Here is a 26,062-nt window from a genome sequence, read left to right as displayed (position 1 = left end):
TTTCGACTTAGGATGGAGGGGTGCGTAGGGTCTTTGGAATTTTTTCGGCATCCACCGCGGCGGTGGTCTGCCTCGGGTTGCTCTCGGCCATCGGTGCCATCGGGCTGGCGGTGCTCATCGGGCGCGCCATCGATGCGCTGCGCGCGGATCAGCCCTTGGACGTCGGCTGGTATGTCGCGGTGGGGTACGAACTGCTGGTGGTGGCCGCCGCGGCGCTGCTTACCCCGGTGCTCATCGCCCGCTCGGGGCGCAAGCTCGGCGCGCTGCAGCGCCACCAGCTGGTGCGCCACTATTTGGCCATCGGCCCGTTGGCGGTGCGCCGGCTCGGCGAGGGCGAACTGGTCGATGCGGCCATGGACGCGGTCGATCGTTCGGTGCGCTTCCGCACCGGCTTCATGGGGCCGGCCATCTGCGCGGTGGCCACCCCGGTGCTGGTGCTGCTCGGCATCATGTTTTTCATCGATCCGCTCAGCGCCTTGATTCTGCTGCTGCCCACCATGCTGGTCCCGGTGCTGGTCATCGGCTTCCAAAGGCTTTTCCGCGGTTCTTCGGGCGAGTACCGCCGGGCCCAAGGGCTGCTCTCGGCCACCTTCCTCGACGGGTTGCGGGCGCTGACCATGCTCAAGCTCAACGGCGGGGCATCCTGGATGGGGCAGCGCATCGCGGTGGCCAGCGAAAGGGTGCGCCAACAGGTGATGAAGCTGCTGGCGCGGAACCAGCTGGTGCTGCTGGTGATCGATGCGAGTTTCGCGGTGCTGCTGCTGGCCACCGCCGCGCTGCTTGCCTGGTGGCGGGTGGGCAGGTTGGCGATCACCGCCGGTCAGGGGGCCGCGCTGGTGCTGCTCAGCTTCCTGATGCTCGCCCCGGTGAACTACGTGGGCAGCTTCTTCTACATCGGAATGACCGGCAAGGCGGCCGAGCAGAAAATTGCGAGCATCATGGGCACCGAGCGGCACCGCGCCGCGGCGAATCCGCTGCGCGTAGACCTGCGCGCCGACGCCTTGCAGCTGCTGGATCTTGGGGCCGGATACGAGGGGCACCCCGCGGCGCTGGAGCAGCTGAACTTCAGCTTCCCCGCCGGCTCGAAAACCGCGGTGATCGGGGCCTCGGGCAGCGGTAAAACCACCTTGCTGCGTGTCTTGCAAGGTCAGCTGGAGACCACCGCCGGGATCATCCACGACGGGCACCAGGCCTTGGGCCCGGCCACGCTGCGCTCGAACACGGCGGTGGTGGAACAGGGCACAACGCTCTTCGGGATCAGCCTGCGCGAGAACCTGTTGCTTGCCGCGCCGCAGGCCAGCGACGATAAGCTGCGCGCGATGGTGCGCCGCGCCGGGTTGGCGTCGTGGTTTGCGCAGCAGCAAGCGGGGCTGGACACGATACTTGGTGAAGGCGGGGCAACGCTCTCCGGAGGCCAGGCCCAACGCCTGGCCATCGCCCGCGCGCTGCTGGCCGAGCGGCCCATCCTGCTGCTCGACGAGCCGACCAGCTCGCTGGATGTGCAGACCGAAGCCGAGGTGCTGGACACCCTGCGCGAGGCGGCGGCGGAGCTCACGGTCATCACCGTGACCCACCGCTTGGGGCTGCTCGCCGACTACGACCAGGTGCTGGTATTGGACCGGGGGCGGATCGTGCAAGCCGGGCCCCGGGAGGAACTGCTGGGCGCCGAAGGGTACCTGAAAACGGCGATGGAGAATTTCGGCCAGCGCGTCGCAGCGCTGGGCAGCCAAAGCGGAAACGAGGCGAAATGATGAATCCGCGCATCCAGCAGCCAAGCAGCCTCGCCAGCGCCCGCTGGCTGATCGCCCAGACCCGGGACCTGCTGCCTCCGGTGCTGCTTGCCTGCCTGCTCGCCTGCCTCACCCGGCTGGCCGCACTGAGCATCTATCTCTTTGCCGGGCTGGGGCTGGTGGCGGCCATCGGCCTTCAGCTGCCCGCCGGGCTGCCGCGGCTTCCCTTCGGCCTGCTGGTGGCGGCGATTATCCTCGCCGGGCTGTGCAAGGGAGGGCTGCGCTATGCCGAACAGTATGTGGGGCACAGGCTCGCCTTCCTGGCCCTGGCCAGGCTGCGTTCAACCATGTATGCGGCCTACCAGCGGCAGGCGCCCTTCGCGGCGGCCAGCAAGAATTCCGGGTCCATGCTGGCCAAGGCCACCCGCGATATCGACAAGGTGGAAGTGTTCTTCGCTCATACGCTGCCGCCGGCCGCGGCAGCGCTGCTGGTCAGCGGCACGGTGCTGGGCTGCGTCTACCAGGTCTTCGGCGGCACCGCGACGCTGATCCTCGCCGGAGGCTATCTGCTGGTCGGGCTGCTGCTGCCGCTGCTCGGGGTCGGCGCGCTGCGCCAGGCGGCTGGCAGCGCCGCACAGGTGCGCGGCAATCAGAACCGGATCATCATCGAATCCCTGGCGGGCATCGAGGTGCTGCACGCCTTCGGCGCCGGTGGGCGGATGCTCAAGCGCATGGACGAGGCCGGAGCGGCGGATGCCCGGCAAGCCCACCGGGCCGGCTGGGTGACCGGGCTGCGCGCGGCGCTGAGCCAGATCGTGCTCTGGGGCAGCGCGCTGGCCCTGCTGCTGACCGATTCGGCCCAAGGCCCGGCGGCCACCATCATCCTGGTGGTGATCGCGGTCCCTTCCTTCGAGTCGGTGCGCGCCGTGGACGGGTTCGTGCTGGGGCTGCAGGACTCCCTGGCGAGCGCTCGCCGATTGTTTGCCACCGCCAGCGCGCCACCGGCCGTGGCCGAGCCGGGCGCGGCGGGCGACCTGCCGCATACCGGGACGCTGCGCGTCCAAGACCTCACCGTGCGGCACGCGCAGCGCCAGGCGGTGCAGCAGGTGGACTTCACGGTGGAGGCCGGGGAACTGGTGGCGCTGGTGGGGGCCTCGGGTTCGGGGAAATCCTCCATCGCCGCCGCGCTGGTCCGTGCGCTGCCTGCCGGCGGGAGGCTCAGTTTTGGTGCGGTGGCCCTGGATGCGGTACCACTTGAGCTGCTGCGTGCGCGCATCGTGGTGGTCTCCCAGGAGGCGGTGATGGTCCGCGGCACGGTCCGCGAAAATCTGCTCTTGGGATCCGCCGGAACCACCGACGCCCAGCTTTGGGCGGTACTTCACGAGCTGGGCCTGGGTGAATGGCTGGAGCAGCAGCCACAGGGGTTGGACACCCGGCTGGCGGATCGTTCCACTAGGCTTTCCGGCGGCCAGCGCCAGCGCTTGGCCCTGGCGCGCGCCCTGCTGCGGCACCCGGCGCTGCTGGTTATGGACGAATCGACCAGCGCACTGGATGCCGCGAGCGAAGCGCTGGTGCTGAAGGCGATTAATGAGCGCCGCGGATACGGGATGGGGGTGCTGATGATCAGCCACCGCCTTTCCATCCTGCAGGAGGCCAGCGAGGTGCTGGTGCTGCGCGAGGGGCGGGTCATCGAAACCGGCTCTCCCCAGCACCTGCTGGCCGATGGCACCAGCGAGTTCTACCAGATGGTGCTGCGCGAAAACGATCGGATCAATACCGGGGGCTAATCCCTGACAAGTCCCGGTGCAGGCAGTAGGGTCGAAAACATGATGCGAATAGTAGTGATCCTGTTCCTGTTCGTGCTCGCCGCCGGGTTTGTGCTCACCGCGCTGCTGGCGGGAACTTCCGGCAACTGGGTGTGGTGGATTCTGGTGGCGCTCACCGCGGTGCTGGTGGCCGTGGGGATCCGGGATATGACGCAGAAACGGCATGCGATCCTGCGCAACTTCCCGATTCTGGGACATGCCCGCTACCTGTTCGAATTCATCCGCCCGGAGATCCAGCAGTACTTCATCGAGCGGAACACCGACGGCACGCCGTTTGACCGCGACACCCGCTCGATGATCTACGCCCGGGCCAAGGGCACCGACAGCCACAAGGCCTTCGGCACCGAGCTGAAGGTGAACGAGGTCGGCCACGAATACCTGCTGCATTCAAGCGCCCCGGTGGCTCCGAACAAGGAGCAGCACCGGGTGAACATCGGGTCGAGCCAGTGCGCCCAGCCCTATGAGATGTCGCTGCTGAACATCTCCTCGATGAGTTTCGGCTCGCTCTCGGCCAACGCGGTGCTGGCGATGAACAAGGGCGCGGCGATGGGGGATTTTGTCCACGAGACCGGCGAGGGCGGGCTGACCAAATACCATCTGGAGCACGGTGCGGACCTCTTCTGGGAGATCGGTTCGGGCTATTTCGGCTGCCGCACCCCCGAAGGCCGGTTCAATCCCGAGACCTTTGCGCGCAAGGCCAACCTCCCGCAGGTCAAGGGCATCACCATCAAGATGTCGCAGGGTGCAAAGCCCGGACTCGGCGGGGTGCTTCCGGCGGCGAAGGTGACCGCTGAGATCGCCGAGGCCCGCGAGGTGCCGATGGGCCAGGACTGCATTTCCCCGGCGAGCCACGGCGAATTCTCTACCCCGCGCGAGCTGCTGGCCTTCGTGTCGAAGCTGCGCAAGCTCTCGGGCGGCAAACCGGTGGGAATCAAATTCTGCGTGGGTTCGCGCACCGACGTGATGGCTATCTGCAAGGCCATGATCGAAACCGGCGTGCTGGTTGACTTCATCACCGTGGACGGTGCCGAAGGCGGCACCGGAGCCGCACCCCTGGAGTACGAGGACCATGTGGGAACCCCGCTGACCGAGGGGCTGATGCTGGTCCACAACGTGTTGATGGGCGCCGGGTTGCGCCACGAAATCCGCTTGGCGGCGGCCGGGAAGATCGCCAACGGCTCGGATATCGTCAAGAGAATGATCCAGGGCGCGGACTTCGCCTTTTCCGCCCGGCCGATGATGATGGCCACCGGCTGCATCCAGGCGCAGAAGTGCCATACGAACCACTGCCCGGTTGGCGTAGCGACGCAGAACAAGCGGCTCATGCGCGCCTTGGACGTGGAGGACAAGGGCCACCGGGTGTACAACTACCACCGGCTGACGGTGACCGAGGCGGGACAGATCATGGCGTCCATGGGCCTGCGCGGCCCGGACCAGCTGAACACCCGGATGCTGCGGCGCCGGGTGAATCTCCAGTCGACCCGCTCCTACGCCTCGCTGTTCCACTGGCTGCAGCCCGGCGAGCTGCTGGAGAACCCTCCGGCCTCGTGGCGGGAGGACTGGCAGGAGGCGGACCCGGATCACTTCGGTGAACACGCCCCGGTGCATTTCGGCATCCCGAGCAATGTAGCCTTGGCTCCCGCCCGCCAGCTGCGCGAACCGGTCGAAGCGGTGAAGGCCGCGCGCGTGGAGCCGCGCGATTCGCAGAAGGTCCATCCGGTGCCCAGCGATGTCACCCGGCCCGAGGGCCAGCCCGGGTCCTGAACCGGGGCTATTCGCCCATGAGGTCCAGCAACGCCGCGGCGTCGACCTCGCGCGGTGCTGCTGGCTGCCACCTGGGATTGCGGTCCTTGTCGATGACCTGGGCGCGGATGCCCTCGGCCAGGTCGGGCCGTTGCATCAGGTGTGCTGCCAAGCGCAGCTCCCGGTCCAGCGCGCCGCGCAGGTTCTGCTCGGCGCGGGCCGCACGCACCGAATGGAACGCGGCGGCCACGCTGGTCGGGGAGTTCGCGGATATCGCCTCGGCGGCGCGGCGCGCGCCGGGGTGCACCATGGACTGCAGGCGTTCCAGGACCGCGTCCGGGGACTCGGCGCCGAAGGCGTAATCGATCCAGCCCTGTTCGATTTCCAGCCGGCGGGATTCGGGAACCGAATGGAGCACCTCGAAGGCGGCGGCGATCTCCGCGGCGCCCAGGCCGATCAGGTCATCGAGTTCATCAACTATGGACGCGGCGAGGGATTCGCTAATGACCGCGTCGGCGAAACCCAGGAAGACCGCGTCCGCGCCGCTGAAGGAAGTGGCCGTCATGGCGAAGTACTCGCCGAAATGGCCCGGCGCGTTGGCCAGCAGATGGGTTCCGCCAACATCCGGGGTGTAGCCGATGCGCGCTTCGGGCATCGCCAGCTTCGCGTCGGCGGTGACCAGGCGCACCGGTGCGTGGCTGGCCAGGCCGATGCCGCCGCCCATGGTGATCCCGTGGGCCAAAGTAATCAGCGGCTTGGGGTAGACCGAAATCAAGTGGTCGGTGCGGAACTCCAGGGCGAGCAGTTCCAGGAAGTCCGCGTGCCGGCCACCGGTGAGCGCGGCATGGAAGTCGGCGATATCCCCTCCGGCGCAGAAACCTCGCTCGCCGCGCCCGGTGAGCAGGACGAGCTGGATTTTCGGGTCCTCGGCCCACAGGTGCAGGACCCGGTGCAGCTCCTGGAGCATGGGCAAGGTCAGGGCGTTGAGTTTGCCCGGACGGTGCAGTTCAAGATGACCTACCGGTCCGTGCACTGAGGCTACGACAAGTTCTTCCACGATCGCCCTTTCCGAGGCTGCCTACCGATGACCGCTTTCCAGCCTAGTCGGAAAGGATCTGTGTGAGCCGGTCCAAAACGAGGGCAACCTTGGGCTTCTTCGAATTCTCTGGCTTCAAGGCGAAAATCGAGCGGGCGAGCCGGATTTCCGGTGCGTCGACAATACGCAGGCCGGCGGGGGCCTGGGTCATGGCCAGATCCGGCACCAAGGCGGCGCCGAGGCCCGAGGAGACCAGATTCAGCGAAGCGTTAAAATCGTCGCAGTAGGCCGCAACCTGCGGGTGGATGTTGTACGAGGCGAAGAGCCGGGAGATCAAGGTGGCATCCGAGGTGCCCGGGTGGTGGAAGATCCACGGCCATTCGGCGAGCTGGTCCACGGTCAGCTGGGCGTCGTCTGCGATCGGCCACGAGGCGGGGATGACGACGCGGAACTGGTCATCGCCCAGCCAGGCGCGCTCCAGCGAGGCGGGCCAGCTCAGTCCGCCGGGTCCCACCTGGAAGATGAGCGCGAGGTCCAGGTCCCCGCCGTTGCCCAGGCCGGCGACGGTTTGCTGGGGTTCGCCGATCCACAGGCGCAGATTGATGCCCAGGGAGTTCCAGTCTTCGCTGGTCAGCAGCTTGGGCAGCGCGTAGGTGGCCAGGGACGGGAAGATGCCGAGCTTGATCTCTTCACGGTCTGTGGAATCCGTGGAGATGGTTGCTACGTCGGCCATCAGGGCGTCGAGGTCGGTGAGCACGCGCTTGGCGTGGCGCACCATGCGCAGCGCCCCGGGCGTGGGGGTGATGGAGCGGGCACCACGCAGGAACAACGTGGTTCCGGTGCTGCGTTCTAAGGCGGTCATCTGTTGGGAGACGGCGCTGGCAGTGTAGCCCAGCCGGGTTGCGGCCGTGGCAAAGGAACGATGCGCCACCACTTCGAGCAGGGTGCGCAGATGAACTGGATTGATCACTTCTAAAGTCTAAACGCTGAAGCCTAAGGGCTGCTTAGTCAGTGAGCTAGTCCTCATCTTCGTCGGCGTTGGATTCTTCGGTGAATTCGTTATCCAGCTGCGCCTCGGTTTCCAGATCGTCATCGAGCAGGTAGGCGCGGGTGGCCAACGGGTCGATGTTCCGCATCGTTTCGGGCGAATCGCTGGAGCCCTCATAGGCTTGCGAATCGCGGCCGTCGTCGGGCTCGTAGATGTCGTTCCCGTATTCGGGTGCGAAGTCGGTTGGTTCAAAATCCTTGGTCATCACGTACTCCTCCACAGAATGCGAGGGACCCGACGAGAGCCGGGGCTATCCCTCATGACTTCTCGTAATCACAGCCTAGGCCGGGAAGGCGCACAAGGAAAGACTTGTATTTTCGCGCTGCTCAGTGATTGTGTTCGGCGTAGTGCTCCAGCAGCGGAGCGGCCCGGTAGGCCAGGTGGGTGTGGAGTGCGAAGGTGGTTTCGGACCGGGTGACACCCTTGATCCGCAGGATCTGCCGCAGCCCGGACTGCAACTGGTGGGTATCGGTAGCGATCAGCCGCACCCAGACATCTCCACGGCCGGAGGTTTCGTGGATTTCCAGCACGTTGGGAATCTGCCGCAGCGAGGTCACCACGGTATCGAGGTCGCGGTGCAGCACCTCCAAGGTGACAAAGGCCAGCACGTCGTAGCCGAGCTTGGCCAGGTCGAGGTCGCGGCCGCCTTCGCGCAGCACATCCGCGCGCTGCAGGCGGCGGAGGCGCGACTGGGCGGTGTTGCGGGCCACGCCGACCTCGTCGGCGAGATCCGAGATCTGGATCCGCGGATCGCGGATCAACGCCAAGAGAATTTTCAGATCCACGTCATCCAAACGCACCATTTGCTCACTCCTAGGACCCGCGGGGGCCAAGTTTTTGACTATTTTGCTCAAACTCTAACAACTTTAGAGCCGAAGCGTCCTTCTTTGGCGGATATTTATGAGTGAACGATCTAGATCAGTAGACATTTTCTTACAGATCGCTCAACTAGCCGGTGGGGTAGCGAGCAACCCCACCGCTAAAAACTTTTGAGTGCAACAACCTGGCGACATCCTTTGGACCACCCGCCTTTTGGGAGACCCCATGTCGGTAATCAGCGAACTGCGCATGCAGCCGGCTCGACTCAGGCCGCTGACCTGGAATCCGGGCATCACCACGCGGCTGAGCATCACCGTGCTGGTGAGCTTCACCTTGCTGGTGGGCGCGAATTTGGCGACGCCGCTCTACCCGCAGCTGCAGGCCGACCTCTCCCTGGGCGCCATGGGGACCACCATCGCCTTCGCCAGCTACGTCTGTTCGCTGATGTTCTTCCTGTCCATCGTGGGCCACTGGTCCGATCACATCGGCCGCCGGGCCGCGCTGGTGCTTGCCATCATCATCTCGCTGGTGGGCACGCTGAGCTTCGGTGCTGCCTCAAACCTGTGGGAACTGTGCCTCGGCCGCGGCCTGCAGGGGGCCGGGGTGGCCCTGGCCACCGGGGCCAGCGCCGCGGCGCTGCGCGAGTTGCTGCCGCATAAACCCGAATGGGCCTCGCGCTTCACCCTGCTGGCTTCCTCCGGGGGCGTGGCCTTCGGTCCCTTGCTCGGCGGCGTGCTGGCCTTGCTGCCCGGCGGACGGGCAACGGTGTTCACCGTGCAAGCGGTGCTCTTGCTCGTGACGCTCATTCCACTGGTCGCGCTGAAGGCGCGCCCGGCGATAGCCATGGCCGAGCGCGGGCAACGGCACCGCGCGCTGGCCCCGCGCCGGCTGGGGATCCCGCGCGAGGCGCGCGCCAAATTCTGGATGGGCGCGCTGGTCGGATTCTTGAGCTTTGCCGTGTTCGGTTTCACCTTGTCCTTGGCCCCGGGCTATTTCGCGCAGGTTTTCGAGCTGACCTCGCTGCCGATGATCGGGCTGGTTGCGGGACTTCCCTTGGGAATCTCGGCGCTGTCCCAGGTGGTGATCCGCGGCGGCCAGCGCCTGCTGCCGCTCGGCCTGATGCTGCTGGCCGCCAGCACCATTGGCCTGGTGGTGGCCGCCGAGCTCGGCTCGCTCTGGTTGGCGATGCTGGCGCTGGCGCTGATCGGCCTGGGGCAGGGGATCGCGTTCCGAACCGCGTTCAGCGGCGCGGTGAATGCCGTGGCGGCTTCCTGGCACGCCCAGACCGTGTCGACCATCTACCTGGTGACCTACCTCGGCAGCGCGCTGCCGGTGATCGTCTTGGGCTGGGCGGTGGGGGTCTATGGCCAGGAACTGAGCATTCTGGTCTTCAGCGTGCTCTGCGCGCTGCTGGCGCTGCTGCTCACCGGGTGGTCCGTGGCCTCGTTGGCCAAGGACCGCGCCGCTCGGGCGTAGCCCAGAATCGCTGAGTGCTTCCGCCTTTCCGCCCGGCCACTCGGTCCGCTTGCCCACGTGGGCGTTAAAACACAAACGATCCACCCCGGAATCCTGCCACGCACCGCTATGGTGCGTGGCCGGTTCCTTTCGGGGCGGATCGCTGTGGCGCTAGGGCGGCGACGAGATTGCCGGCCCGGTGCGCATCAGCCCGCGCTAACCAGCTTGCAGGCCTGCGCGGTGAGGTTGACCGAATTCAACCGGTCCTCTTCGAGCAATGGGTGGTGCACGGTGATCAGCTCGTCCGCCTGGGCGGTTTCGGCGAAATCGGCAAGGTACTCGGCCACGTTATCCCCGGTTCCGATGGCGGTGAAGCGCATCATGTCCAGGATCTGCTCGGCCTGCGGGGTATCCATGACCATGTCGAGTTCGGCTTCGGTGAATTCCTTCTTTGCATTGCGGCCCAAGAAGGACGCGACGCGGTGGCGTTCGGAGGCCACCTTGAGCTCGTGGGCGTGCTGCACGCTTTCGGCGGCAATCACCCCGACGCCGGCGATGACATATGGTTCGGCCAGCTGGGCCGAGGGCTTGAACTGCTCGCGGTAGGTCTTAACCGCCTGCTGCAGGGCCGCCGGGGCGAAATGCGAGGCGAAGGAGTAGGGAAGGCCGAGCTGCGCGGCTAGCTGCGCGCCGAAGAGCGAGGAGCCCAGAATGTAGAGCGGAACGTTGGTGCCCGCCCCCGGGATGGCCTGCACCCCGGGAATGCGTGACTCGCCGGCCAGGTAGGCCTGGAGTTCCAGCACATCGTGCGGGAAGGAGTCGGCGGAGGAGGCGTCGCGCCGCAGCGCGCGCAAGGTGGTCATATCGGTGCCCGGGGCGCGTCCCATTCCCAGATCGATCCGATCGCCGAAGATCTCGGCCAGGGTGCCGAATTGCTCGGCAATCACCAGCGGCGAGTGGTTGGGGAGCATAATGCCGCCAGAACCCAAACGGATGCGCTCGGTGTGGTGGGCCACGTGGCTGATCAACAGGGAGGTCGCGCTGGAGGCGATGGTCGGCATGTTGTGGTGCTCAGCGTACCAAACACGTTCATAGCCGGTGCGCTCAGCAAGCTGAGCGAGGCGTACAGATGACTTGAATGAGTCGGAAATGGTGCTATTAGGTGCAACCGGGGCAAGGTCCAGAATCGAAAGCTTCACGTTTGGTACAACCCACCGAGGTGCGGGACTATTCCGTGAAGCCAATTACACGTGAAAACGGCGTCTTCCCGGATGATTCCGGGAAGACGCCGTTGACGCTAATGTCTAGGGGCTATTCGCCTAAGACGCTTTAGAGTCCGCGGATGTCCGCTGCCTGAAGACCCTTAGGGCCCTCAACTACTTCGAACTCAACCTTCTGGCCTTCTTCCAGGGTACGGAAGCCCTGGGTCTGGATGGCGGAGAAGTGAGCAAAGACGTCAGGATCTCCGCTGTCTGGAGCGATGAAGCCGAAGCCTTTTTCAGCATTAAACCACTTGACGATACCGGTTGCCATTATACTATTTGGTCCTTTCAGACGTTCCTCACCGATTTTTTGGTGAGCTTGGTTGTAATCCACGAGAGACGTTGAAACCGAAGTTCCCTCGTCCTACGAAGCAGCCAAGTCATTCACTTCACGTCTAGAAGGGGTTCGCGCCAACCATGCGGATCGACATTCACAAACTTCTAAAGGGTTCTTCGCGAATTACTTTGGAACTACACTGCCTAGCCTACGTCGAGATTCGCAACTTTTGAATAACTTTGACCTAATTAATCTAGATTTTCGGAAAGTGTCCCAAATCGTTTACCGAGTAGCGGGTTTGATGATTCGAGCCACCACGATTGCGGCGACCAGGGCCAGCACCGCTGCGATGCTCGAAGTGATGAGCACCCCGTGGTCAAAAGCGTGGGCGGCGGAGGCCAAAAGCGCCTGCGCCTGATCGGCGGGCAGCCCCTGCGCAATCTGATGCGCACCGCTCAGGGTCTCCCCGGCCGCTTGGGTCGCCGCGGCGTCGAGCGCCTCCGGAACCTTGAGCTGCGCGGCATAGACGGTATTCAAAATTGTGCCGAGCACGGCCACCCCGAGCACCGCCCCGACCTCATAGGCGGTTTCCGAGATTGCCGAGGCCGCCCCCGACTTCGAGGCGGGCACCGCGGTGAGCACCATGTCATTGGACAGGGTCTCGGACATGCCCACACCGATTCCCAGGACGCAGAAGGCCGCCATGAGCCAGAAGACATCTCCGGAGGAACCGGCGAAAACGACCACCGCGTAGGCCGCGGCCGAAAGCATCAGGCCGCCGACCATGATGGCCGGTGCGCCGAAGCGCGCGGCCAGTGGGACCGAAACGAGGCCGAAGACCATCGTCAAGACCAGGCCCGGGGTCATCAGCAGACCGGCATCGAGCGGGCTGTATCCGGCGATGAGCTGCAGATGCTGGGAAACGAAGTAGATGAAGCCCACCAGCGAGAAGACGCCGATCAGGTTCACCGTCAGCGCTCCGGAGAACGCGGCATTGGAAAACAGGCGCACGTCGATCATCGGATTGGCGGCGGCCAGCTGGCGGCGTACGAAGCCCACCCCGCTGGCAACGGAGAGCGCTACGGCGCCAATGACCACGTACAGCGGCTCGGAGGTGAAGGACTTGATCGCGTAGACGAAGGGCAGCAAGGTGAAGATGACCAGGACGATGGACAGCGGATCGACTCGCCCGGGATTCGGGTCCTTGGATTCGGGCAACAGCAGCAGGCCGCCGATGAGCAGCGGCAGCAGCATCGGAACTGCCAGCAGGAAGACCGAACCCCACCAGAAGTGCTCCAGAAGGAGCCCGCCGATGATGGGGCCGAGGACCGCTCCGCCGGAGAATGCGCTGGCCCAGATGGCTACCGCGGTCCGGCGTTCTTTGGCGTCGGGGAAGATATTGCGGATCAAGGAGAGCGTGGCCGGCATCAGCATGGCGCCGAAAATACCGAGCAGGGCGCGGGCGAGCACCAGCTGGAAAGCGTCGGTGGCGAAGGCCGCCAACGCGGAGATCAGCGCGAATCCCGTGGCACCGATCAGCAGCACCTTGCGTCGGCCAATCCGGTCACCCAGGAAGCCCATGGGGACCAGCAGTCCCGCGAGGATCAGTGGGTAGATGTCGATGATCCATAACAGTTGCGTACCGCTAGGCGATAGCGCACCCGAGATGGCGGGAACCGCGAATGACAGCACCGTATTGTCCACGGAGACGAGTAGTACCGGGAAAAGCAGTACGGTCAGAGCGGCCCAGCGGCGCGAACGACTCAGCGTGGAGGCGCGTTCGGTAATCTGTGAGCTCATGGGATTGGCCTTTGAAATTAGTGCGTAGGAAATTGGGGTGTGGTTTCACCCTCAAGAGTAACTATACCGTCCGGTTGGTATAGTTACCATCGAATGTAAGGTTAAATCCGTCACCGTCTAAAATCCTAAGGAGATTCATGGCCCGTCCACCTGCGGCACGCACGAAGGTACTGGATGCTTATATCTCGCTGCTCTGCGAAGAAGGGGAACGCGCGGCAACCCTCGAAGCCGCCGCGACACGAGCAGGAGTTTCAAAAGGCGGACTGCTTTACCACTTTGCCTCGAAGGAAGCGCTCGCCGCCGGGGTGATCGAGTCCACCGAGGAGCACGTCCAACTGGATCTCGATCGGATGCACGAGGCCGCAGAGGGCGCCTCGGTTTATTACGTGCAGACCTCGGCGGAAGTCGACACCGAATTGGACCGCCATCTGGTCGCGGTGCAGCGCCTGGCGCAGGCCGGAGTCGGCAGCGCCGCGGCGATGCTCGAGGACGTGCACGCCCGGTGGCTGCAGCTAATCCTCGACGAAGTGGGGGACCCGGCGATCGCGCATCTGGTCATCCTGATTGGCGAGGGGCTCTATGCGCATCTGGCCATGCCCGGCTCCTGGTATCAAAGCAATTTTGAGGGTCGGCTCAAAGAATTACTAGAATTGGTCCCGCAACTCAAAAAGTTGAAAGAACTCAACGAATAATTCTGCAGGGATGTGTCACATGGCCGAAGACGGCACAAGGAACCGGCTCAAAGGCCGTATCGGGGCGCTGCTTGGCATCTTGCTGATGGCCCTGTCGCTGCGCGCGGCGGTAGTGTCCGTGCCGCCGCTGCTGGCCCGCATCCAAGAAGATATCGAGTTCACCGAATTCACCACCGGGCTGCTGGCCATGCTGGCACCGATCTCATTCGCCGTCTTCGGGCTGTTGACCCCGCGGCTGATTCGGCTCTGGGGCCTGGAGCGTACGCTGGTCATCGCGGTCGCGCTGGCCGTGGCCGGACAGCTGGCACGGCCATTGATGCCCAATGTCTATCCCTTCCTGGCCTTGTCCATTGTCACCCTGGCCGGTTACGGCATGGGCAACGTGGTGCTGCCGCCGTTGGTGAAAAAATACTTCCCGGACCGCATCGGCGTTGTCACCAGCGGATACGTCACGATGATCGCCATCGGCACCTGGCTGGCGCCGCAATTCTCGGTTCCCTTCGCCAATGTCGGCAGCTGGCAGACCTCGATCGGCTCGTGGGCCCTGTTGTCCGGGATCGTGCTGATCCCCTGGATGATGCAGCTGTTTGCGGACCGCCGCGTGGAGCGCCCGGAGGCGGCATTGCCGGCGGCCGGGGGACACGAGATCGCGCGGATCAACCCGTGGAAGTCCAAGGTCGCCTGGGGGCTGGCCATCTTCCTTGCCGGCAACTCAGCGCAGACCTATGTGTACTTCACCTGGCTGCCGCCGTACCTGTACGCCCAGGGCCTGGACGAGGCGGCCAGCGGAAATATGCTCGCGCTCTTCGCGATCCTCGGATTGCCGGTGGCACTGTTGGTCCCGCTGTGGGTTCCGCGCTTGAAGAACCCGATCATCGCGGTGGGCGTGTTCACCGCCTGCTGGATTACCGGCCACCTCGGAATCTATCTTTCCCCGACCCAGGGAACCTGGTTCTGGGTGTCGATGGCGGGCCTGGGCCAGGGCACATTCGCCATTGCGCTGTTGATGATGAACCTGCGCTCGCGCACCACCTACGGTTCGGGCGTGCTTTCGGGCTTTGCCCAGGGCCTGGGCTATGCCGGCGCCGCCATCGTTCCGATGCTCTTTGGCGTCGTGCAGCAGGCCAGCGGATCCTGGGGCGTGGCCTTCTCGATGCTCGGGGTGTGCATCGTGGTGATGCTGCTCGGAGCGGTGATCATCAATCCATCGCGCACCATCGAGGACAGCGCGCCGGGTGCCGAAAACGAGGGCAAGCTCGAACGCGTGGACTAGGCGGAACTAGAAATGCCGTTGCGGTCCGTTCTCCGGTGGGGATCCCGGGGTAGGCCGGTGCCAGTGTCCGGCCGCCAGCGGGATGCGCCAGCCGAACTTCAGCGAGGCCAGCCGCGTGGCAAAGGTCAGCGCCGCGATGCCCACGCCGACCATGGGGTTGAAGAGCTCAAAGCTCCAGCACACCGCGGTGAGGATGCCGCCGATCATCGCCGGGATCGCATAGATGTCCCGCGGGTTGAACAAATCAGGGGTGACATTGGAAATGACATCACGCATCAGCCCGCCGCCCACCCCGGTAATCATCCCTAGCAGCACCGCGGTGACCGGATTAAAATCGTGCTGCAGGGCCTTGAGTGTGCCGGTCATGCAGAACAAGCCCAGTCCCGCGGCATCGAAGACCAGCACCAGGCGGTGAAGTTTTTGGATGGCGGGAGTAAAGCCATAAACGAGCAACGCGGCCAGCACCGGCGGCAGGAAATAAATGGGATGCCCGAAGGTGGCCGGGGACTCGTTCAGGATCAGGTCGCGCACCACGCCGCCGCCCAGGCCGGTGACGCCGCCGAGGAATACCGAACCGAGCATGTCAAAACCGCGGCGCGCGGCCATCAACGAGCCGGCGACGGCGAAAAAGAAAATGCCAACGAGTTCGATGACAATGAGCATGTAGTGGCCCTCAGCGAGTTGGAGTGGAAGCAGATGCAGAGCTTATTATTCTCCGAGTTCCTGCGCGCGAATAATCGTGGAAAGTTTTACTAAGGTATTCAGGTTGCGCGTGGTGATAATCCGCTGGCGCGCCTGCGCGGTGACAAGCTTCGAAACCGGGGTTTCAAGGCTTTGGCCCTTTGGGCTGATCCAGCACAAGCTCCTGGCGCGCACCGCCACCACCGTAGCATCGGCGAGTTGGGCCGCCGCGGCATATAGTTCCTGGGCATCGCGCTCACTGGCGCACAGGGTCAGGTAGCGGTGGAACTCGGCAGCTGCCGCGGGCACCGGCACCGGGAAGTCGGCGGCGAGTTCATGGACTTCGGCGGCGCTGAAAGCCAGCGCCGGAATGGGGCGGCCGTAGTAGTCGGCCAGCAATTGCTCGCAGTGCGCACGCAGCTCGGGCGCCGCGCCGTGCGGCGCGTCGAGGATTGCATTGCCGCTGGCGAGCACGGTTTTAACCGGGCCGTAGCCGGCCTCGCCGAGCAGTGTCGCGAGATCTTTCATCAAAACTTTGACGCCGCCGACGTTAACCCCGCGCAAGAACAATACGAACTTTGCCATGGCTCCATCCAAGCGCACCGAGTTAGCGCTTGTCGAGGGTCGTTCCTGGCCCGAAATATGACTAGGATCGAACACATGCTTCAGCACATGCCCTTTGGTTCCTGGCCCTCGACCATCTCAGCTGCGCAAGTAGCGGCTGGCACTAAACCGCTCGGCGGCGCCTGCTTCTTCGGAGACAAGCTGATCGTGCAGGAAGGCCTGCCCGCCGAGGGCGGACGGGTGACCCTTGTCGAGTATGGGCGCAGCGCTGCCGCGGCGGGGCGTCAGCTGATCGCGGCACCGTATAACGTGCGCTCGCGGGTGCATGAGTACGGGGGTGCCAGCTGGCTGCTGCTCGAAGGGGCGGTCCCCGCGGTGGTCTTTGCAAACTTCGAAGACCAGCGCGTCTACCTGAAAGTGCTGGCCAATGAAGAGCCGGTGGCGCTGACCCCGCCAAGCATGATCGACGGCGATCAGGCACTGCGCTTCGCAGAATTCGTTCCGGGGCCGGCGGGCCAGGTGCTGGCAATTATGGAAGACCTGCGGGCCGAACCGGTGCGCCATATCGTGGAAATCCCGCTGGACGGCAGCGCCAGCGAAGATCTGGCGGCCATTCGACTGCTCAGCACCCCGGCGCGGTTTGTCGCCGGGCCGCGGCTGAGCCCGGATGCCACGCATCTGACCTGGATCAGCTGGGAACACCCGGATATGCCCTGGGATGCGACCGAACTCCACCTCGCCGAATACACCGAGCAGGGAACCTTGCGGGGCTCGGTGATCGCCGGAGGACCGGAGGTCTCGGTCATGCAGCCCGAATGGACCGACGATGACCGGCTGACCTTCATCTCGGATGCCTCGGGATGGTGGAATCCCTACACCTACCAGCTCAGTTCCGGGCGCACCGTGCGTTTGGTTGACCGTGCCGCAGAGTTCGCTGGTCCGCTGTGGCAGGTAGGCACCGGATGGTATCTGAACGAAAATCAGCAGACGCTGTTGTGTTCCTACGGAACGGGCACGACCAAGCTGGCACGGGTGCATACGATTACCGGGGGACTGGAAGACCTCGCCTTGCCCTTCACCCGGGTGCGTCCGCTCGCGTTGCAGGATGGGTGGCTGCTGGCCGGCACCTCTTCGCTGACCCAAGGCGAAGAGATCTCCTTGATCAACGTGGAGACCCTGGAGCACCGGTCGGTGACCCGGTCGATCGCCGAGCTGCCAGAGCCCGCCATGCTTCCGGAAGTCGAAGAATTCGAATGCGCCAACGCGGCCGGCCAGGCGGTCCACGCGTTGCTCTACAAGCCCCGCCAAGAAGGCTTTGCGGGAGCAGAAGGGGAACTGCCCCCGTATGTCACCTTCGTGCACGGCGGGCCAACCAGCCAAGCGGTCGCAACGCTGAGCGCCACCGTCGCCTACTACACCTCGCGGGGCATCGGTGTGGTGGACGTGAACTATGGTGGCTCCACCGGTTATGGCCGGGACTATCGAAACCGGCTCCGTGGCGCGTGGGGTGTAGTCGACGTGGCGGACACCGTGGCGGTGATCAAGGCGCTCATCGCCCGGGGACTTGCCGATCCGGCAAGGATCGGCATCGAAGGCGGCAGCGCCGGCGGCTGGACGGTGCTGTGCGCGCTGACCTTCTCCGAGGTCTTCACCGCCGGCATCAGCCGGTACGGCGTCTCGGACCTGGTGGGTTTGGTGCAGGATACCCACGACTTCGAATCCCAGTACATGTTCTCCTTGGTCGGTCCCTACCCGGAAGCGGCAGAGCTGTACGAAAAGCGTGCGCCTATCAACCATGTGGAGAAGATTTCCTGCCCGGTGCTGCTCCTCCAGGGCGATGAGGACAAGGTGGTCCCGCCGGCTCAATCACAGGTGGTGGCCGACGCGTTGGCCAAGCGGGGGATTCCGCACGCCTACATCCTGTTTGCCGGAGAACAGCATGGCTTCCGCAAGTCGGTAAATATCATCAAGGCGCTAGAAAGCTCGCTGTCGTTCTATGCACAGATCTTCGACTTCGCGGTGGACGTGCCAGCGATCGAGCTGACTTAGTCTTCGGGTCCCTGCCAGGAGGTGCGCAAGCGATCAATTTCGCGGCGGTCCTTCTTGGTGGGGCGCCCGGTACCCCGGTCGCGGATCGGGACCTGCGGGATGACGACCTTCTCGCGGGGCGGGGTGTGGTCCAGATAGCATTTGACGGCTACCGGCGCGCCGACGCGCTTAGAAATGAGCCCGGTGACCTCAAGGTCCCGGTCCCAGCCGTCCTTACGGACCCGGATGCGGTCCCCGGGAACGACGATCTGCGATGCCTTGACCGGATCCCCATTGAGCCGAACATGACCGGCGCGGCAGGCGGTGGTTGCCGCCGAGCGAGTCTTATACATGCGCACCGCCCAGAGCCAGGCGTCAAGACGGACCTTACCGCCGGTGGGAATTTCGACCATAGGTCAAAAGTCTAGATCACCGTGGGATTAGTTGTTGTTTGCGTTGGCATCATCGCAGGCCTGCACCAGGCGATCTTGCAGTGCTTGCGGCGCCTGGTCTCCCGAACTTGCCAGTTCCTTGAGCACATCGACTATTGGCTGCGGCAAACCGCCGCCTTCAACCGAACCGATGATGGAACTGAGCACACGCAGCTCTCCGGCATCTATGCTGCCATCCTGGACCGGCGCACAGGCCTGGCGGACCATCTCCGTGGCGGCAGCGTCGGTGAGCTGCGTGGCAGCCGACGTGGCGGTGTCTTCCAGCACGGAACAACCAGCGGTCACCATGATGAGCGACGATACTGCGAGTATCGCGGCTGACTTTCGAATTGCTACATTCCCCATAGCTAGCAAGTCTAGCGTCCAAGTTTTAGGATCTGCTGGGTGTGAACCGAGTTGATCATCTGAAGATTAAGCTCTTTGGGGCACAATGGTTCGGTGAGTAGCACAGAGCAGAAGATCATTGAACAGCTGGCAGCCGAACTATCTGGAAACTCCAAAGTCGCGGTCTGGCAGGTCAAAGCGGCCGTGGAACTTTTGGACTCGGGGTCAACGGTTCCCTTTATCGCCAGGTACCGAAAAGAAGTCACCGGGATGCTCTCGGACACGCAGCTGCGTTTGCTCGAAGAACGCCTGCGGTACTTGCGAGAACTCGAAGAACGCCGCGTCACGGTACGCGAAGCCATCAGCGAAGCCGGAAAACTAACCGATCAGCTTGACGCCGCGATTTCGGCGGCTGCCACCAAGGCCGAGTTGGAAGACATCTACCTTCCGTTCAAGTCCAAGCGGCGGACCAAGGCGCAGATAGCTCGTGAAGCTGGGCTGGAACCGTTGGCGGATTTGCTGCTTGGCGATCCGAGCACCGATCCGCAGGTGGCCGCGGCCGCTTACCTCAACGTCGAAGCCGGCTTCGGCACCGAGCTGGATGTGCTTTCCGGTGCCCGTTCGATCGTGACCGAGCGGGTTTCCCAGGATGTCGCCTTGGCTTCCGAGCTTCGCGAGCGGCTGTGGAAGTCGGGCAAGATCGGGGCCAGCGCCGCGGCCGCCGCTACTGTTGAGGCGCAAGGTAAATACAAGGACTACCTCGACTATGTGGCGACCCTGGATTCGCTGCCTTCGCACCGAGTGCTGGCCTTGCTGCGCGGCGAACGCGACGGAGCGCTGAAACTGCAGTTCGCCGAGGCGGATCCGCGCGATGAGCAAGCGCTCGCCGCGGCGCGCACCGGTTACGAAAACGCCATCGCTTCCTCCCTCGGAATTTCCACCAGCCCCGATGCACCGGCCGCTAGCTGGCTGGCGCAGACCGTTCGTCTGGCATGGAAGGCCCGGCTGCTCACGCGATTTGAATCCGATCTGCGCGCTCGCCTCTTCGAAGCGGCCGAGGATGAATCGGTGAAGATTTTCGCGGCCAACCTGCGCGATGTGCTGCTGGCTGCGCCGGCGGGCAGCAAGGCAGTGCTCGGCCTCGACCCGGGTCTGCGCACCGGGGTGAAGGTCGCGGTAGTCGATCTCACCGGCAAGGTCGTAGATATAGCCACCATCTACCCGCATGCCCCGGCTAATCGGTGGGACGAGTCGGTGAAGACGCTGACCAGATTGGCGCAGAAGCACGGCACCTCGCTGATTGCCGTGGGCAACGGCACCGCGGGACGCGAAACCGATCGCCTGGCCGCAGAGGTCATCAAGGCACTGGGCGGCAAGGACCTGTCCAAGGTCATCGTGTCCGAGGCCGGAGCGTCCGTCTACTCTGCCTCCGAACTTGCCAGCCAGGAACTACCTGACCTGGACGTGTCGATCCGCGGCGCGGTGTCCATTGCCCGGCGCCTGCAGGATCCCTTGGCCGAGCTGGTCAAGATCGATCCGAAATCCATTGGTGTGGGCCAGTACCAGCACGATGTCGGGGCCACGAAACTGGACCGTGCCTTGGACGCTGTCGTTGAGGACTGCGTGAATGCGGTCGGCGTGGACGTAAATACCGCGTCCCCGGCGCTGCTTTCCCGCGTGGCGGGTGTAGGCCCCCTGCTCAGCAGGAATATCGTCGATCACCGCAACGCCAACGGGGCTTTTGCCACGCGCAAGGAGCTGCTGAAGGTGCCGCGCTTGGGCGCCAAGGCCTTCGAGCAGTGCGCCGGCTTCTTGCGTATCACCGGTGGCAAGGAACGCCTGGATGCCTCCTCGGTACATCCCGAAGCGTACGCGCTGGCCAATAAGCTGCAGCAGGCTGCCGAAAGCCAGGGACGGCGTTTAGAAGAGCTGAACCCCGCCGACTTCACCACCGAGCAGTTCGGCGAGCCGACGATACGGGATGTCATTGCAGAACTTCGCCGTCCGGCGCGTGACCCCCGCGGCGAATTCGTTACGGCCGCATTGCGTGAAGGCGTGGAAACACTTTCCGACGTCAAGCCGGGGATGATCATGGAGGGCACCGTGTCCAACGTGGCAGCCTTCGGCGCGTTCGTAGATTTGGGCGTGCACCAAGACGGACTGATCCATGTCTCGGCGATGAGCAACAAGTTCATCTCCGATCCGCGCGAAGTAGTCAGCTCGGGACAGATCGTCAAGGTGAAGGTCCTCGAAGTCGATGCGACGCGCAAGCGCATTTCGCTCACCTTGCGTTTGGACGACGAGCTGCCGGGCGAGAAAACGACGCCAGAACAGACAAAACCGCGCGGTCAGGGTGGGCTCCGGTCCAACGGCGGGCCAAGCAAGCGGGGCGAGCGTGGCCAGGAGGGGAATCGCAAGGCCGCACCGGCAGCCAACGCCAATACGGCCATGGCCGAAGCTCTGCGCCGCGCTGGGCTGGGGAAATAGGTAGGACCCAGGTGGTTGTTGCCCTTGCCTTTGTTAGCATCGGCTCAATTAACTACTGGTCAACGCTAAAGTGTGCGCTAATTACCCTCGTGATAAGTGTGTCCGAACTTCGGTGACAAGCAGGAAAATGAGTCGTAGTCTGTAGACATGGAACTTACAGGAAAATTGGCAGAGGCCTTCAACACTCAGTTAACTCTCGAATTGACAGCTGCGACCGTTTACCGTCAGCTGGCAGTGGAAATGGACGTTATGAGCCTTTCCGGCATTGCCGGTTGGTTCCGTGCGCAGGCGGCCGAAGAAGTAGTGCATGCGGAGAAGTTCATGACTCACATGACCGACCGTGATGCCCGCCCTAAGATCGGCGAACAGCCGGCACCGGTGATGAACGTCAAGACCGTTGTCGACGCTTTCACCGTTTCCCTGTCCCACGAGCGCAAGGTTTCCGAAGCAATCCGGGAACTCTACCGACTGGCACAGACCGAGGGCGACATCGATTCGATCCCGATGCTGAACTGGTTCATCGAGGAACAGGTCGAAGAAGAGGCCACCGTTTCCGAGATTCTGGACCGGCTCAAGCTCGTCGGAGACGACGGCAGCGGCATTCTGCGACTGGACCGCGAGCTCGGGGCACGTACGTCGGCAGGCGAATAAAACTTCAGGAAGATAAAAACTCTTCAAACATGAAATAAACTTAGGGAATCAGCTAATTGCTGGTTCTCTAAGTTTTTCTATATCGAGGTGGTTGTGAACCAATTGGGTTATCCGCATCCTTCGGCTCGGACGTCGTCACCGACGCATACGCACCGCACGACGGCAGAGCTGAAACTACGTAAGGGTGCCGGGCGACACTACCTTGTGCAGAGCAATCTGAGCTCGGGAACGGAACTTGCGCTCGTTGAAGTGCGCGGCTCCTGGGCGCACGTTTACGTTCACCGAATCTATGGGTGGCTGCCGAATATCTATCTTGAACCGATTCCGGCGGCCTTTGAAGAAAACGTTGAAGGCAATCCTGAAGTAGCTAGCGGTTCGCGGGTGCTTTCGCGCTATTCGCTGATCGAGGCAACTCATCTCACCACCGCGACTCTCAATCTGCGCCAGGGCAGCGGCACGGGATATCCGGTACTCAAAGTCGTCGAGCAGGCGAGCAAGGTGCGGATGGTGCTGCAACAGGGACTGTGGTCGCAAATCCAGTTTGGCCAACTGCTGGGCTGGGTCCCGAGCATGTATCTGCAGACCTTGCCGTCGCGTCCGGCCAAGGGCGGGCTCATCGCGGTTCCCAACCAACGGGCTCTGACGACCATTCAACTCAATGCCCGACGCGGACCTGGAGACCACCACTCTTTGGCGCGCATTTTGCAGGCCGACACCGCCGTGGTGATCGTGGCCCGCCAGGGTGCCTGGCGGCAGATCGACCGCGACGGTGAAGAAATGTGGATTCCAGCCAGCCAACTGCGGACCGTCTACTAAGCGGTCAGCAGATCCGCTGAGGTAATGAGCCCTGTCTCTGCTGCGATGACTGCCAGCTGAACTCGGTTCGAAACGCCGAACCCGTCCATGATCCGGGCCAAATGCAATTTCACCGACCCTTCGCTGATGTGCGTTGATCGCGAAATCTGGATGTTCGTCATACCTGACGCGACACCACGCACGAGTTGCCTGTCGCGATCACTCATTTTGTCAATGATTGCTTGATTCTGGGATCGCCTGGCGAATCGCAGCGGCTTCTCCCAACCTTCGGAGGGCTGGGCAAATAGTTGATAGCCGGCGGCGACCATGCGAAGCGCGCTGGGCAGCTCGGCGCTAATCGAATTCTTCGAAATCAGTCCGGAACTACCCGACTCGTAGGCCTTCGCGAGTTCCGCGCGCCCGTATGAATTGGCGAGCAGCACGACCTTCGTCGATGGTGCTTGGGACGTAATATCCTGGATGGCGAGATGGATATCGGTGCCGCTAAGTGAGTACTCAAGAATCACGATGTGCGGGGTAAAGCTCACGGCATTTTGCACTGCTTCATGCATCGAGTCCGAGATTTTCTCGATCGTAATGTCATTGGCCGATGCTAAAACAGCGGAAATCCCTGCGCGCGAAAAATGATCGCTATCGGCCAAATGGACTCGAATAGGGGGCAAGGGGCATCATCCTTATTCAGAAAATACTCAGGTTGAGGTGCAACAGATCGCCCCTTCATGTCCCCACATGAGTTCATCCATTGCTTGTAGTGTAATCCTATAGCCATGTGGCTAAAAAAACACTCCGACAGTCGGCTGTTAAGTCTCAAATCAGACACGGTTTTCCGAATTAGTTTTTACTCAAGTGGCGTCAATACCTGCATTTGATGAATTTCAGTTGAAGTGCATATACAAACTACTTCCCAGTAACCCCTATTAGCTAGATTTTTTAGCCAAGTGGCCAAGATTAATAACCTGAATTAGCAAAGAATTGGCTGAAAGAAACCTGAGAATTGGGGTTTGCTCGGCATAGGGTCAAAGTTGGGTCACTTTTGCAGGAGTGCACTCGAAGAATTCCGATTGAACGACTTGGCTTCTGCTCCGACAGGAGTAAAGGGGCATCGCAACTTGAGGACAAATTGGGCTCGCTGCAAATCGGGCGTCAGTGAAAGACTTTGTGGGAGGACACGAGTTTTGAAAGATACCAACAAGATGCCGCGTTTTCGGCGTAGGGCCACTACAGGCCTAGCGTTTGGAACAACAACGGCTGTATTTGCTGCTTCGGCAGTCTTTTGCGCAGCACCGGCTAGTGCATTCAGCGCTGACGATCCTTCGCAAGCTCAAGCTCATATTATTGACCTTGATTTGTCGACCTTAGACCTCGTGGGTTCCGGCTTTACTCAGCAGAGTTTCCCGGATGACGGTGCTCCAGGAGCCGATAAGGGGCAGCTGGATGTCGGACTACTTTCCGATGAGACGATTGATCTAGGTTCAGGCATCCAACTTCCACTCTTGAAGAATGCCGCTGGAGAAGGTCTCATTGATCTCGGGGAGCTGGGCGCGCTAAACAGTTACAGCCTTGCTGATACAGAGACTCATGCTCGCGCATCTTCCGGTGCCGTTACCGATGGTGGAGCGATTGCAACTTCCCCCAATAGCGGCGTAGGGGATGACCCTGCATACATCGACCTTGCATCTCTGTTCGATCAGGCCGGCATTGAAGGTCTAACGGATCAGATATTGGATGAAGCTCGTATCGAGCTTGGTGCGTTGGCATCGGAAGTTGACAGTACTAATGATGTAGTCACCAATGATAATTACGTAATTGCTGGCGCAGAGCTGGAATTGAGCAGCCCGCTTGTGGCTACTTTGGGCACAAATTTGGGTGAAGTGTTCCAGACTGCGGTAAACCCGGTGAGCGGGCTAATTTCCACGGGCGGTGCTCTGGACTCGCTGCTGAACGACGTGGAAATTGCTGCGGAGGCTATTCCACTTGTTAACGTCAACAGCGCGCAAGTGACGATTGACGGTCTGGATACCGTGGGCCAGACGGTCGTTGATCAACTGATCGCGACGCCAATTGCTAACGATAGTGGCTCGATTTCAGTTGATATTGGAACAGGTGAGGTTCACGTTGACCTGGCTAAGCTGATTGAAGAAAACGGCCAGGATCTGAATAACTTCGATCCGAACACTCCGCTCATTGGTGAAGATGTCTTAAATGCTATAGCCAATGGCATTACCGAATCGTTGTCTGGGATCACTACCAAGGCGACTTCCATCGTCGAGTCAGTCTTGAATGACTTGAACGTGAAGGTCGAACTGAACATTACAGCAGGAGTGTTCCCTCTCACTGCGACCGGTGGCGTACTGATCGAAGGTACCTTGGCCCAATTTGCTGGAACGCAAACGCCAGCACCAGAGGCTGAGACGCAACTTGATTTGCTTGGGATTATCGATGTTGGTGACCTGCTAAACCCAATTACTGCCGCTGTTGCAGATGGTATTACCACTACTACTGGCCCATTGGTGCAGGGAGTGCTCGACAACGTCGGCAATGGTCTTGGCGAGGTTGTAGACCCAGCTGTAGGTCTAGTTGCCGGTCAACTTGAGCCAATTTTGCGACAAGTGCTTGATCGCGTCGTAACCATCACGGTCAACGAGCAGCCAACTGAGGCGCCGTTGCTCACAGACGGTGACTTGGGCCCAGATAGCTTCACCGTCCGTGCTCTGGCTGTGACCGTATTGCCAGGTGCTGCTCAAGGTGGTCTAGCTAATCTTTCTCTAGCGTCGTCATCCGTGCAGTCGGCAGCCGAAGCAGTAGAGATCGCTCCAGTCGTTATCCAGACTCCGGTTGATGGTGAGGAAGTTCCTGTCGGTCCCGTTAATGTGACTGGTACCGGTGAGCCAGGTACAGGAGTAACTGTCTCAATTCCGGGACAGGCCGATCAGGTGACTACTGTTGATGCTGAAGATGGTACCTGGACTGTTACATTCCCTGACTTGCCAATTGACGACTATACAGCCACTGCAACTGACGAAAACGGATCAAATGACGCAGTGAACTTCAGCGTTGTTGGAGCCAACACCGATGTGAACACTGCGGATAATACCGAG

The 26,062-nt window shown here is 62.4% G+C and carries 23 protein-coding genes; 11 read left to right on the top strand and 12 right to left on the bottom strand.

What is annotated here, in order from left to right; all coding sequences use genetic code 11:
• Positions 1 to 20 precede the first annotated feature (20 nt).
• The 3 genes from ACT3UA_RS11695 to ACT3UA_RS11685 are packed head-to-tail and all read left to right on the top strand — an operon-like array spanning position 21 to position 5,320.
• Positions 21 to 1,751 (top strand): ABC transporter ATP-binding protein/permease, encoded by a 1,731-nt coding sequence (locus ACT3UA_RS11695; protein WP_444616582.1) that lies wholly within the window; start codon positions 21 to 23, stop codon positions 1,749 to 1,751.
• Entirely contained in the window at positions 1,748 to 3,517 is a 1,770-nt protein-coding gene (locus tag ACT3UA_RS11690) for an amino acid ABC transporter ATP-binding/permease protein (RefSeq protein WP_096286740.1), read from the top strand. Before ACT3UA_RS11695 ends, ACT3UA_RS11690 begins: the two co-directional genes overlap by 4 nt.
• A 39-nt stretch (positions 3,518 to 3,556) precedes the next feature.
• Positions 3,557 to 5,320, top strand: coding sequence for an FMN-binding glutamate synthase family protein (locus ACT3UA_RS11685; protein WP_096286742.1), 1,764 nt, complete (start codon positions 3,557 to 3,559; stop codon positions 5,318 to 5,320).
• 7 nt (positions 5,321 to 5,327) lie between these two features.
• Here the strand turns inward: ACT3UA_RS11685 and ACT3UA_RS11680 are convergent, their stop codons facing one another.
• The 4 genes from ACT3UA_RS11680 to ACT3UA_RS11665 form a co-directional block, all read right to left on the bottom strand.
• Complete coding sequence (locus ACT3UA_RS11680; protein WP_255248448.1) at positions 5,328 to 6,356, bottom strand: enoyl-CoA hydratase/isomerase family protein; 1,029 nt, start codon at positions 6,354 to 6,356, stop codon at positions 5,328 to 5,330.
• A 43-nt stretch (positions 6,357 to 6,399) separates the two neighbouring features.
• A complete protein-coding gene (locus tag ACT3UA_RS11675) occupies positions 6,400 to 7,305 on the bottom strand; it encodes a LysR family transcriptional regulator (protein WP_096286746.1) in 906 nt (301 codons plus the stop codon).
• Positions 7,306 to 7,351: 46 nt separating this feature from the next.
• Positions 7,352 to 7,588 carry a hypothetical protein gene (locus ACT3UA_RS11670; RefSeq protein ID WP_096286748.1) on the bottom strand — a complete coding sequence of 79 codons (237 nt, stop codon included), beginning with the start codon at positions 7,586 to 7,588 and terminating at the stop codon, positions 7,352 to 7,354.
• Positions 7,589 to 7,709: 121 nt separating this feature from the next.
• The gene (locus ACT3UA_RS11665) at positions 7,710 to 8,186 is read right to left on the bottom strand and encodes an Lrp/AsnC family transcriptional regulator (protein WP_096286750.1); all 477 of its coding nucleotides are present in this window, start codon (positions 8,184 to 8,186) and stop codon (positions 7,710 to 7,712) included.
• A gap of 241 nt (positions 8,187 to 8,427) precedes the next feature.
• Here ACT3UA_RS11665 and ACT3UA_RS11660 point away from each other — a divergent pair, with 241 nt between their 5' ends.
• Positions 8,428 to 9,678, top strand: coding sequence for an MFS transporter (locus ACT3UA_RS11660; RefSeq protein ID WP_096286752.1), 1,251 nt, complete (start codon positions 8,428 to 8,430; stop codon positions 9,676 to 9,678).
• Positions 9,679 to 9,863: 185 nt separating this feature from the next.
• Here ACT3UA_RS11660 and ACT3UA_RS11655 read toward each other — a convergent pair whose 3' ends face one another.
• From ACT3UA_RS11655 to ACT3UA_RS11645, 3 genes are all read right to left on the bottom strand, one after another.
• Positions 9,864 to 10,856 carry an LLM class flavin-dependent oxidoreductase gene (locus ACT3UA_RS11655; protein WP_096286754.1) on the bottom strand — a complete coding sequence of 331 codons (993 nt, stop codon included), beginning with the start codon at positions 10,854 to 10,856 and terminating at the stop codon, positions 9,864 to 9,866.
• Positions 10,857 to 10,986: 130 nt separating this feature from the next.
• Complete coding sequence (locus ACT3UA_RS11650; protein WP_096286756.1) at positions 10,987 to 11,190, bottom strand: cold-shock protein; 204 nt, start codon at positions 11,188 to 11,190, stop codon at positions 10,987 to 10,989.
• Between the two features lie 288 nt (positions 11,191 to 11,478).
• Complete coding sequence (locus ACT3UA_RS11645) at positions 11,479 to 12,996, bottom strand: MFS transporter (RefSeq protein WP_096286758.1); 1,518 nt, start codon at positions 12,994 to 12,996, stop codon at positions 11,479 to 11,481.
• Positions 12,997 to 13,133: 137 nt separating this feature from the next.
• Between ACT3UA_RS11645 and ACT3UA_RS11640 the strand changes: the two genes are divergently transcribed.
• Together ACT3UA_RS11640 and ACT3UA_RS11635 are read left to right on the top strand one after the other, a co-directional pair.
• Positions 13,134 to 13,688, top strand: a complete 555-nt coding sequence (locus tag ACT3UA_RS11640; RefSeq protein WP_096286760.1) for a TetR/AcrR family transcriptional regulator — start codon at positions 13,134 to 13,136, stop codon at positions 13,686 to 13,688.
• A gap of 19 nt (positions 13,689 to 13,707) precedes the next feature.
• A complete protein-coding gene (locus ACT3UA_RS11635; RefSeq protein WP_096286762.1) occupies positions 13,708 to 14,961 on the top strand; it encodes an MFS transporter in 1,254 nt (417 codons plus the stop codon).
• A 6-nt stretch (positions 14,962 to 14,967) separates the two neighbouring features.
• Here the strand turns inward: ACT3UA_RS11635 and ACT3UA_RS11630 are convergent, their stop codons facing one another.
• Together ACT3UA_RS11630 and ACT3UA_RS11625 are read right to left on the bottom strand one after the other, a co-directional pair.
• On the bottom strand, positions 14,968 to 15,624 hold the full coding sequence (locus tag ACT3UA_RS11630; protein WP_096286765.1) for a trimeric intracellular cation channel family protein: 657 nt from the start codon (positions 15,622 to 15,624) through the stop codon (positions 14,968 to 14,970).
• A 45-nt stretch (positions 15,625 to 15,669) separates the two neighbouring features.
• On the bottom strand, positions 15,670 to 16,227 hold the full coding sequence (locus ACT3UA_RS11625; protein ID WP_096286767.1) for a DUF1697 domain-containing protein: 558 nt from the start codon (positions 16,225 to 16,227) through the stop codon (positions 15,670 to 15,672).
• A gap of 75 nt (positions 16,228 to 16,302) precedes the next feature.
• Between ACT3UA_RS11625 and ACT3UA_RS11620 the strand changes: the two genes are divergently transcribed.
• Complete coding sequence (locus ACT3UA_RS11620) at positions 16,303 to 18,255, top strand: S9 family peptidase (RefSeq protein WP_096286769.1); 1,953 nt, start codon at positions 16,303 to 16,305, stop codon at positions 18,253 to 18,255.
• On the opposite strand, the gene ACT3UA_RS11615 is transcribed toward ACT3UA_RS11620, so the two are convergent.
• Both ACT3UA_RS11615 and ACT3UA_RS11610 read right to left on the bottom strand, forming a co-directional pair.
• Positions 18,252 to 18,647: an RNA-binding S4 domain-containing protein gene (locus ACT3UA_RS11615; protein WP_096286771.1), complete on the bottom strand. Its 396-nt coding sequence runs from the start codon at positions 18,645 to 18,647 to the stop codon at positions 18,252 to 18,254. The genes ACT3UA_RS11620 and ACT3UA_RS11615 overlap by 4 nt on opposite strands.
• Before the next feature lie 27 nt (positions 18,648 to 18,674).
• Positions 18,675 to 19,031, bottom strand: a complete 357-nt coding sequence (locus tag ACT3UA_RS11610; protein ID WP_096286773.1) for a hypothetical protein — start codon at positions 19,029 to 19,031, stop codon at positions 18,675 to 18,677.
• 93 nt (positions 19,032 to 19,124) lie between these two features.
• On the opposite strand from ACT3UA_RS11610, the gene ACT3UA_RS11605 reads away from it, so the two are divergent.
• The 3 genes from ACT3UA_RS11605 to ACT3UA_RS11595 all read left to right on the top strand — a co-directional run bounded on the left by ACT3UA_RS11605 (position 19,125) and on the right by ACT3UA_RS11595 (position 22,964).
• Entirely contained in the window at positions 19,125 to 21,497 is a 2,373-nt protein-coding gene (locus ACT3UA_RS11605) for a Tex family protein (RefSeq protein WP_444616573.1), read from the top strand.
• A gap of 147 nt (positions 21,498 to 21,644) precedes the next feature.
• Positions 21,645 to 22,148 carry a ferritin gene (locus ACT3UA_RS11600; protein WP_096286777.1) on the top strand — a complete coding sequence of 168 codons (504 nt, stop codon included), beginning with the start codon at positions 21,645 to 21,647 and terminating at the stop codon, positions 22,146 to 22,148.
• Positions 22,149 to 22,352: 204 nt separating this feature from the next.
• Positions 22,353 to 22,964, top strand: a complete 612-nt coding sequence (locus ACT3UA_RS11595; RefSeq protein WP_096286779.1) for an SH3 domain-containing protein — start codon at positions 22,353 to 22,355, stop codon at positions 22,962 to 22,964.
• On the opposite strand, the gene ACT3UA_RS11590 is transcribed toward ACT3UA_RS11595, so the two are convergent.
• Positions 22,961 to 23,605 carry a response regulator transcription factor gene (locus ACT3UA_RS11590; protein WP_444616570.1) on the bottom strand — a complete coding sequence of 215 codons (645 nt, stop codon included), beginning with the start codon at positions 23,603 to 23,605 and terminating at the stop codon, positions 22,961 to 22,963. The genes ACT3UA_RS11595 and ACT3UA_RS11590 overlap by 4 nt on opposite strands.
• Before the next feature lie 534 nt (positions 23,606 to 24,139).
• Between ACT3UA_RS11590 and ACT3UA_RS11585 the strand changes: the two genes are divergently transcribed.
• A partial coding sequence (locus ACT3UA_RS11585) for a choice-of-anchor G family protein (RefSeq protein ID WP_444616568.1) occupies positions 24,140 to 26,062 on the top strand: 1,923 nt, incomplete at its 3' end.

This window comes from Glutamicibacter sp. 363, from assembly GCF_052379505.1.
Lineage (GTDB): Bacteria > Actinomycetota > Actinomycetes > Actinomycetales > Micrococcaceae > Glutamicibacter.
This window is presented reverse-complemented; position numbering and strand designations above follow the sequence as displayed.

What these genes read in the sequence shown, in the direction of transcription:
- ACT3UA_RS11690 (WP_096286740.1), top strand. Translation starts at nt 1,748, where the DNA reads ATGATGAATCCGCGCATCCAGCAGCCAAGCAGCCTCGCCAGCGCCCGC.
- ACT3UA_RS11685 (WP_096286742.1), top strand. Translation starts at nt 3,557, where the DNA reads ATGATGCGAATAGTAGTGATCCTGTTCCTGTTCGTGCTCGCCGCCGGG.
- ACT3UA_RS11670 (WP_096286748.1), bottom strand. Translation starts at nt 7,588, where the DNA reads ATGACCAAGGATTTTGAACCAACCGACTTCGCACCCGAATACGGGAAC.
- ACT3UA_RS11665 (WP_096286750.1), bottom strand. Translation starts at nt 8,186, where the DNA reads ATGGTGCGTTTGGATGACGTGGATCTGAAAATTCTCTTGGCGTTGATC.
- ACT3UA_RS11660 (WP_096286752.1), top strand. Translation starts at nt 8,428, where the DNA reads ATGTCGGTAATCAGCGAACTGCGCATGCAGCCGGCTCGACTCAGGCCG.
- ACT3UA_RS11650 (WP_096286756.1), bottom strand. Translation starts at nt 11,190, where the DNA reads ATGGCAACCGGTATCGTCAAGTGGTTTAATGCTGAAAAAGGCTTCGGC.
- ACT3UA_RS11645 (WP_096286758.1), bottom strand. Translation starts at nt 12,996, where the DNA reads ATGAGCTCACAGATTACCGAACGCGCCTCCACGCTGAGTCGTTCGCGC.
- ACT3UA_RS11640 (WP_096286760.1), top strand. Translation starts at nt 13,134, where the DNA reads ATGGCCCGTCCACCTGCGGCACGCACGAAGGTACTGGATGCTTATATC.
- ACT3UA_RS11635 (WP_096286762.1), top strand. Translation starts at nt 13,708, where the DNA reads ATGGCCGAAGACGGCACAAGGAACCGGCTCAAAGGCCGTATCGGGGCG.
- ACT3UA_RS11630 (WP_096286765.1), bottom strand. Translation starts at nt 15,624, where the DNA reads ATGCTCATTGTCATCGAACTCGTTGGCATTTTCTTTTTCGCCGTCGCC.
- ACT3UA_RS11625 (WP_096286767.1), bottom strand. Translation starts at nt 16,227, where the DNA reads ATGGCAAAGTTCGTATTGTTCTTGCGCGGGGTTAACGTCGGCGGCGTC.
- ACT3UA_RS11620 (WP_096286769.1), top strand. Translation starts at nt 16,303, where the DNA reads ATGCTTCAGCACATGCCCTTTGGTTCCTGGCCCTCGACCATCTCAGCT.
- ACT3UA_RS11615 (WP_096286771.1), bottom strand. Translation starts at nt 18,647, where the DNA reads ATGGTCGAAATTCCCACCGGCGGTAAGGTCCGTCTTGACGCCTGGCTC.
- ACT3UA_RS11610 (WP_096286773.1), bottom strand. Translation starts at nt 19,031, where the DNA reads ATGGGGAATGTAGCAATTCGAAAGTCAGCCGCGATACTCGCAGTATCG.
- ACT3UA_RS11600 (WP_096286777.1), top strand. Translation starts at nt 21,645, where the DNA reads ATGGAACTTACAGGAAAATTGGCAGAGGCCTTCAACACTCAGTTAACT.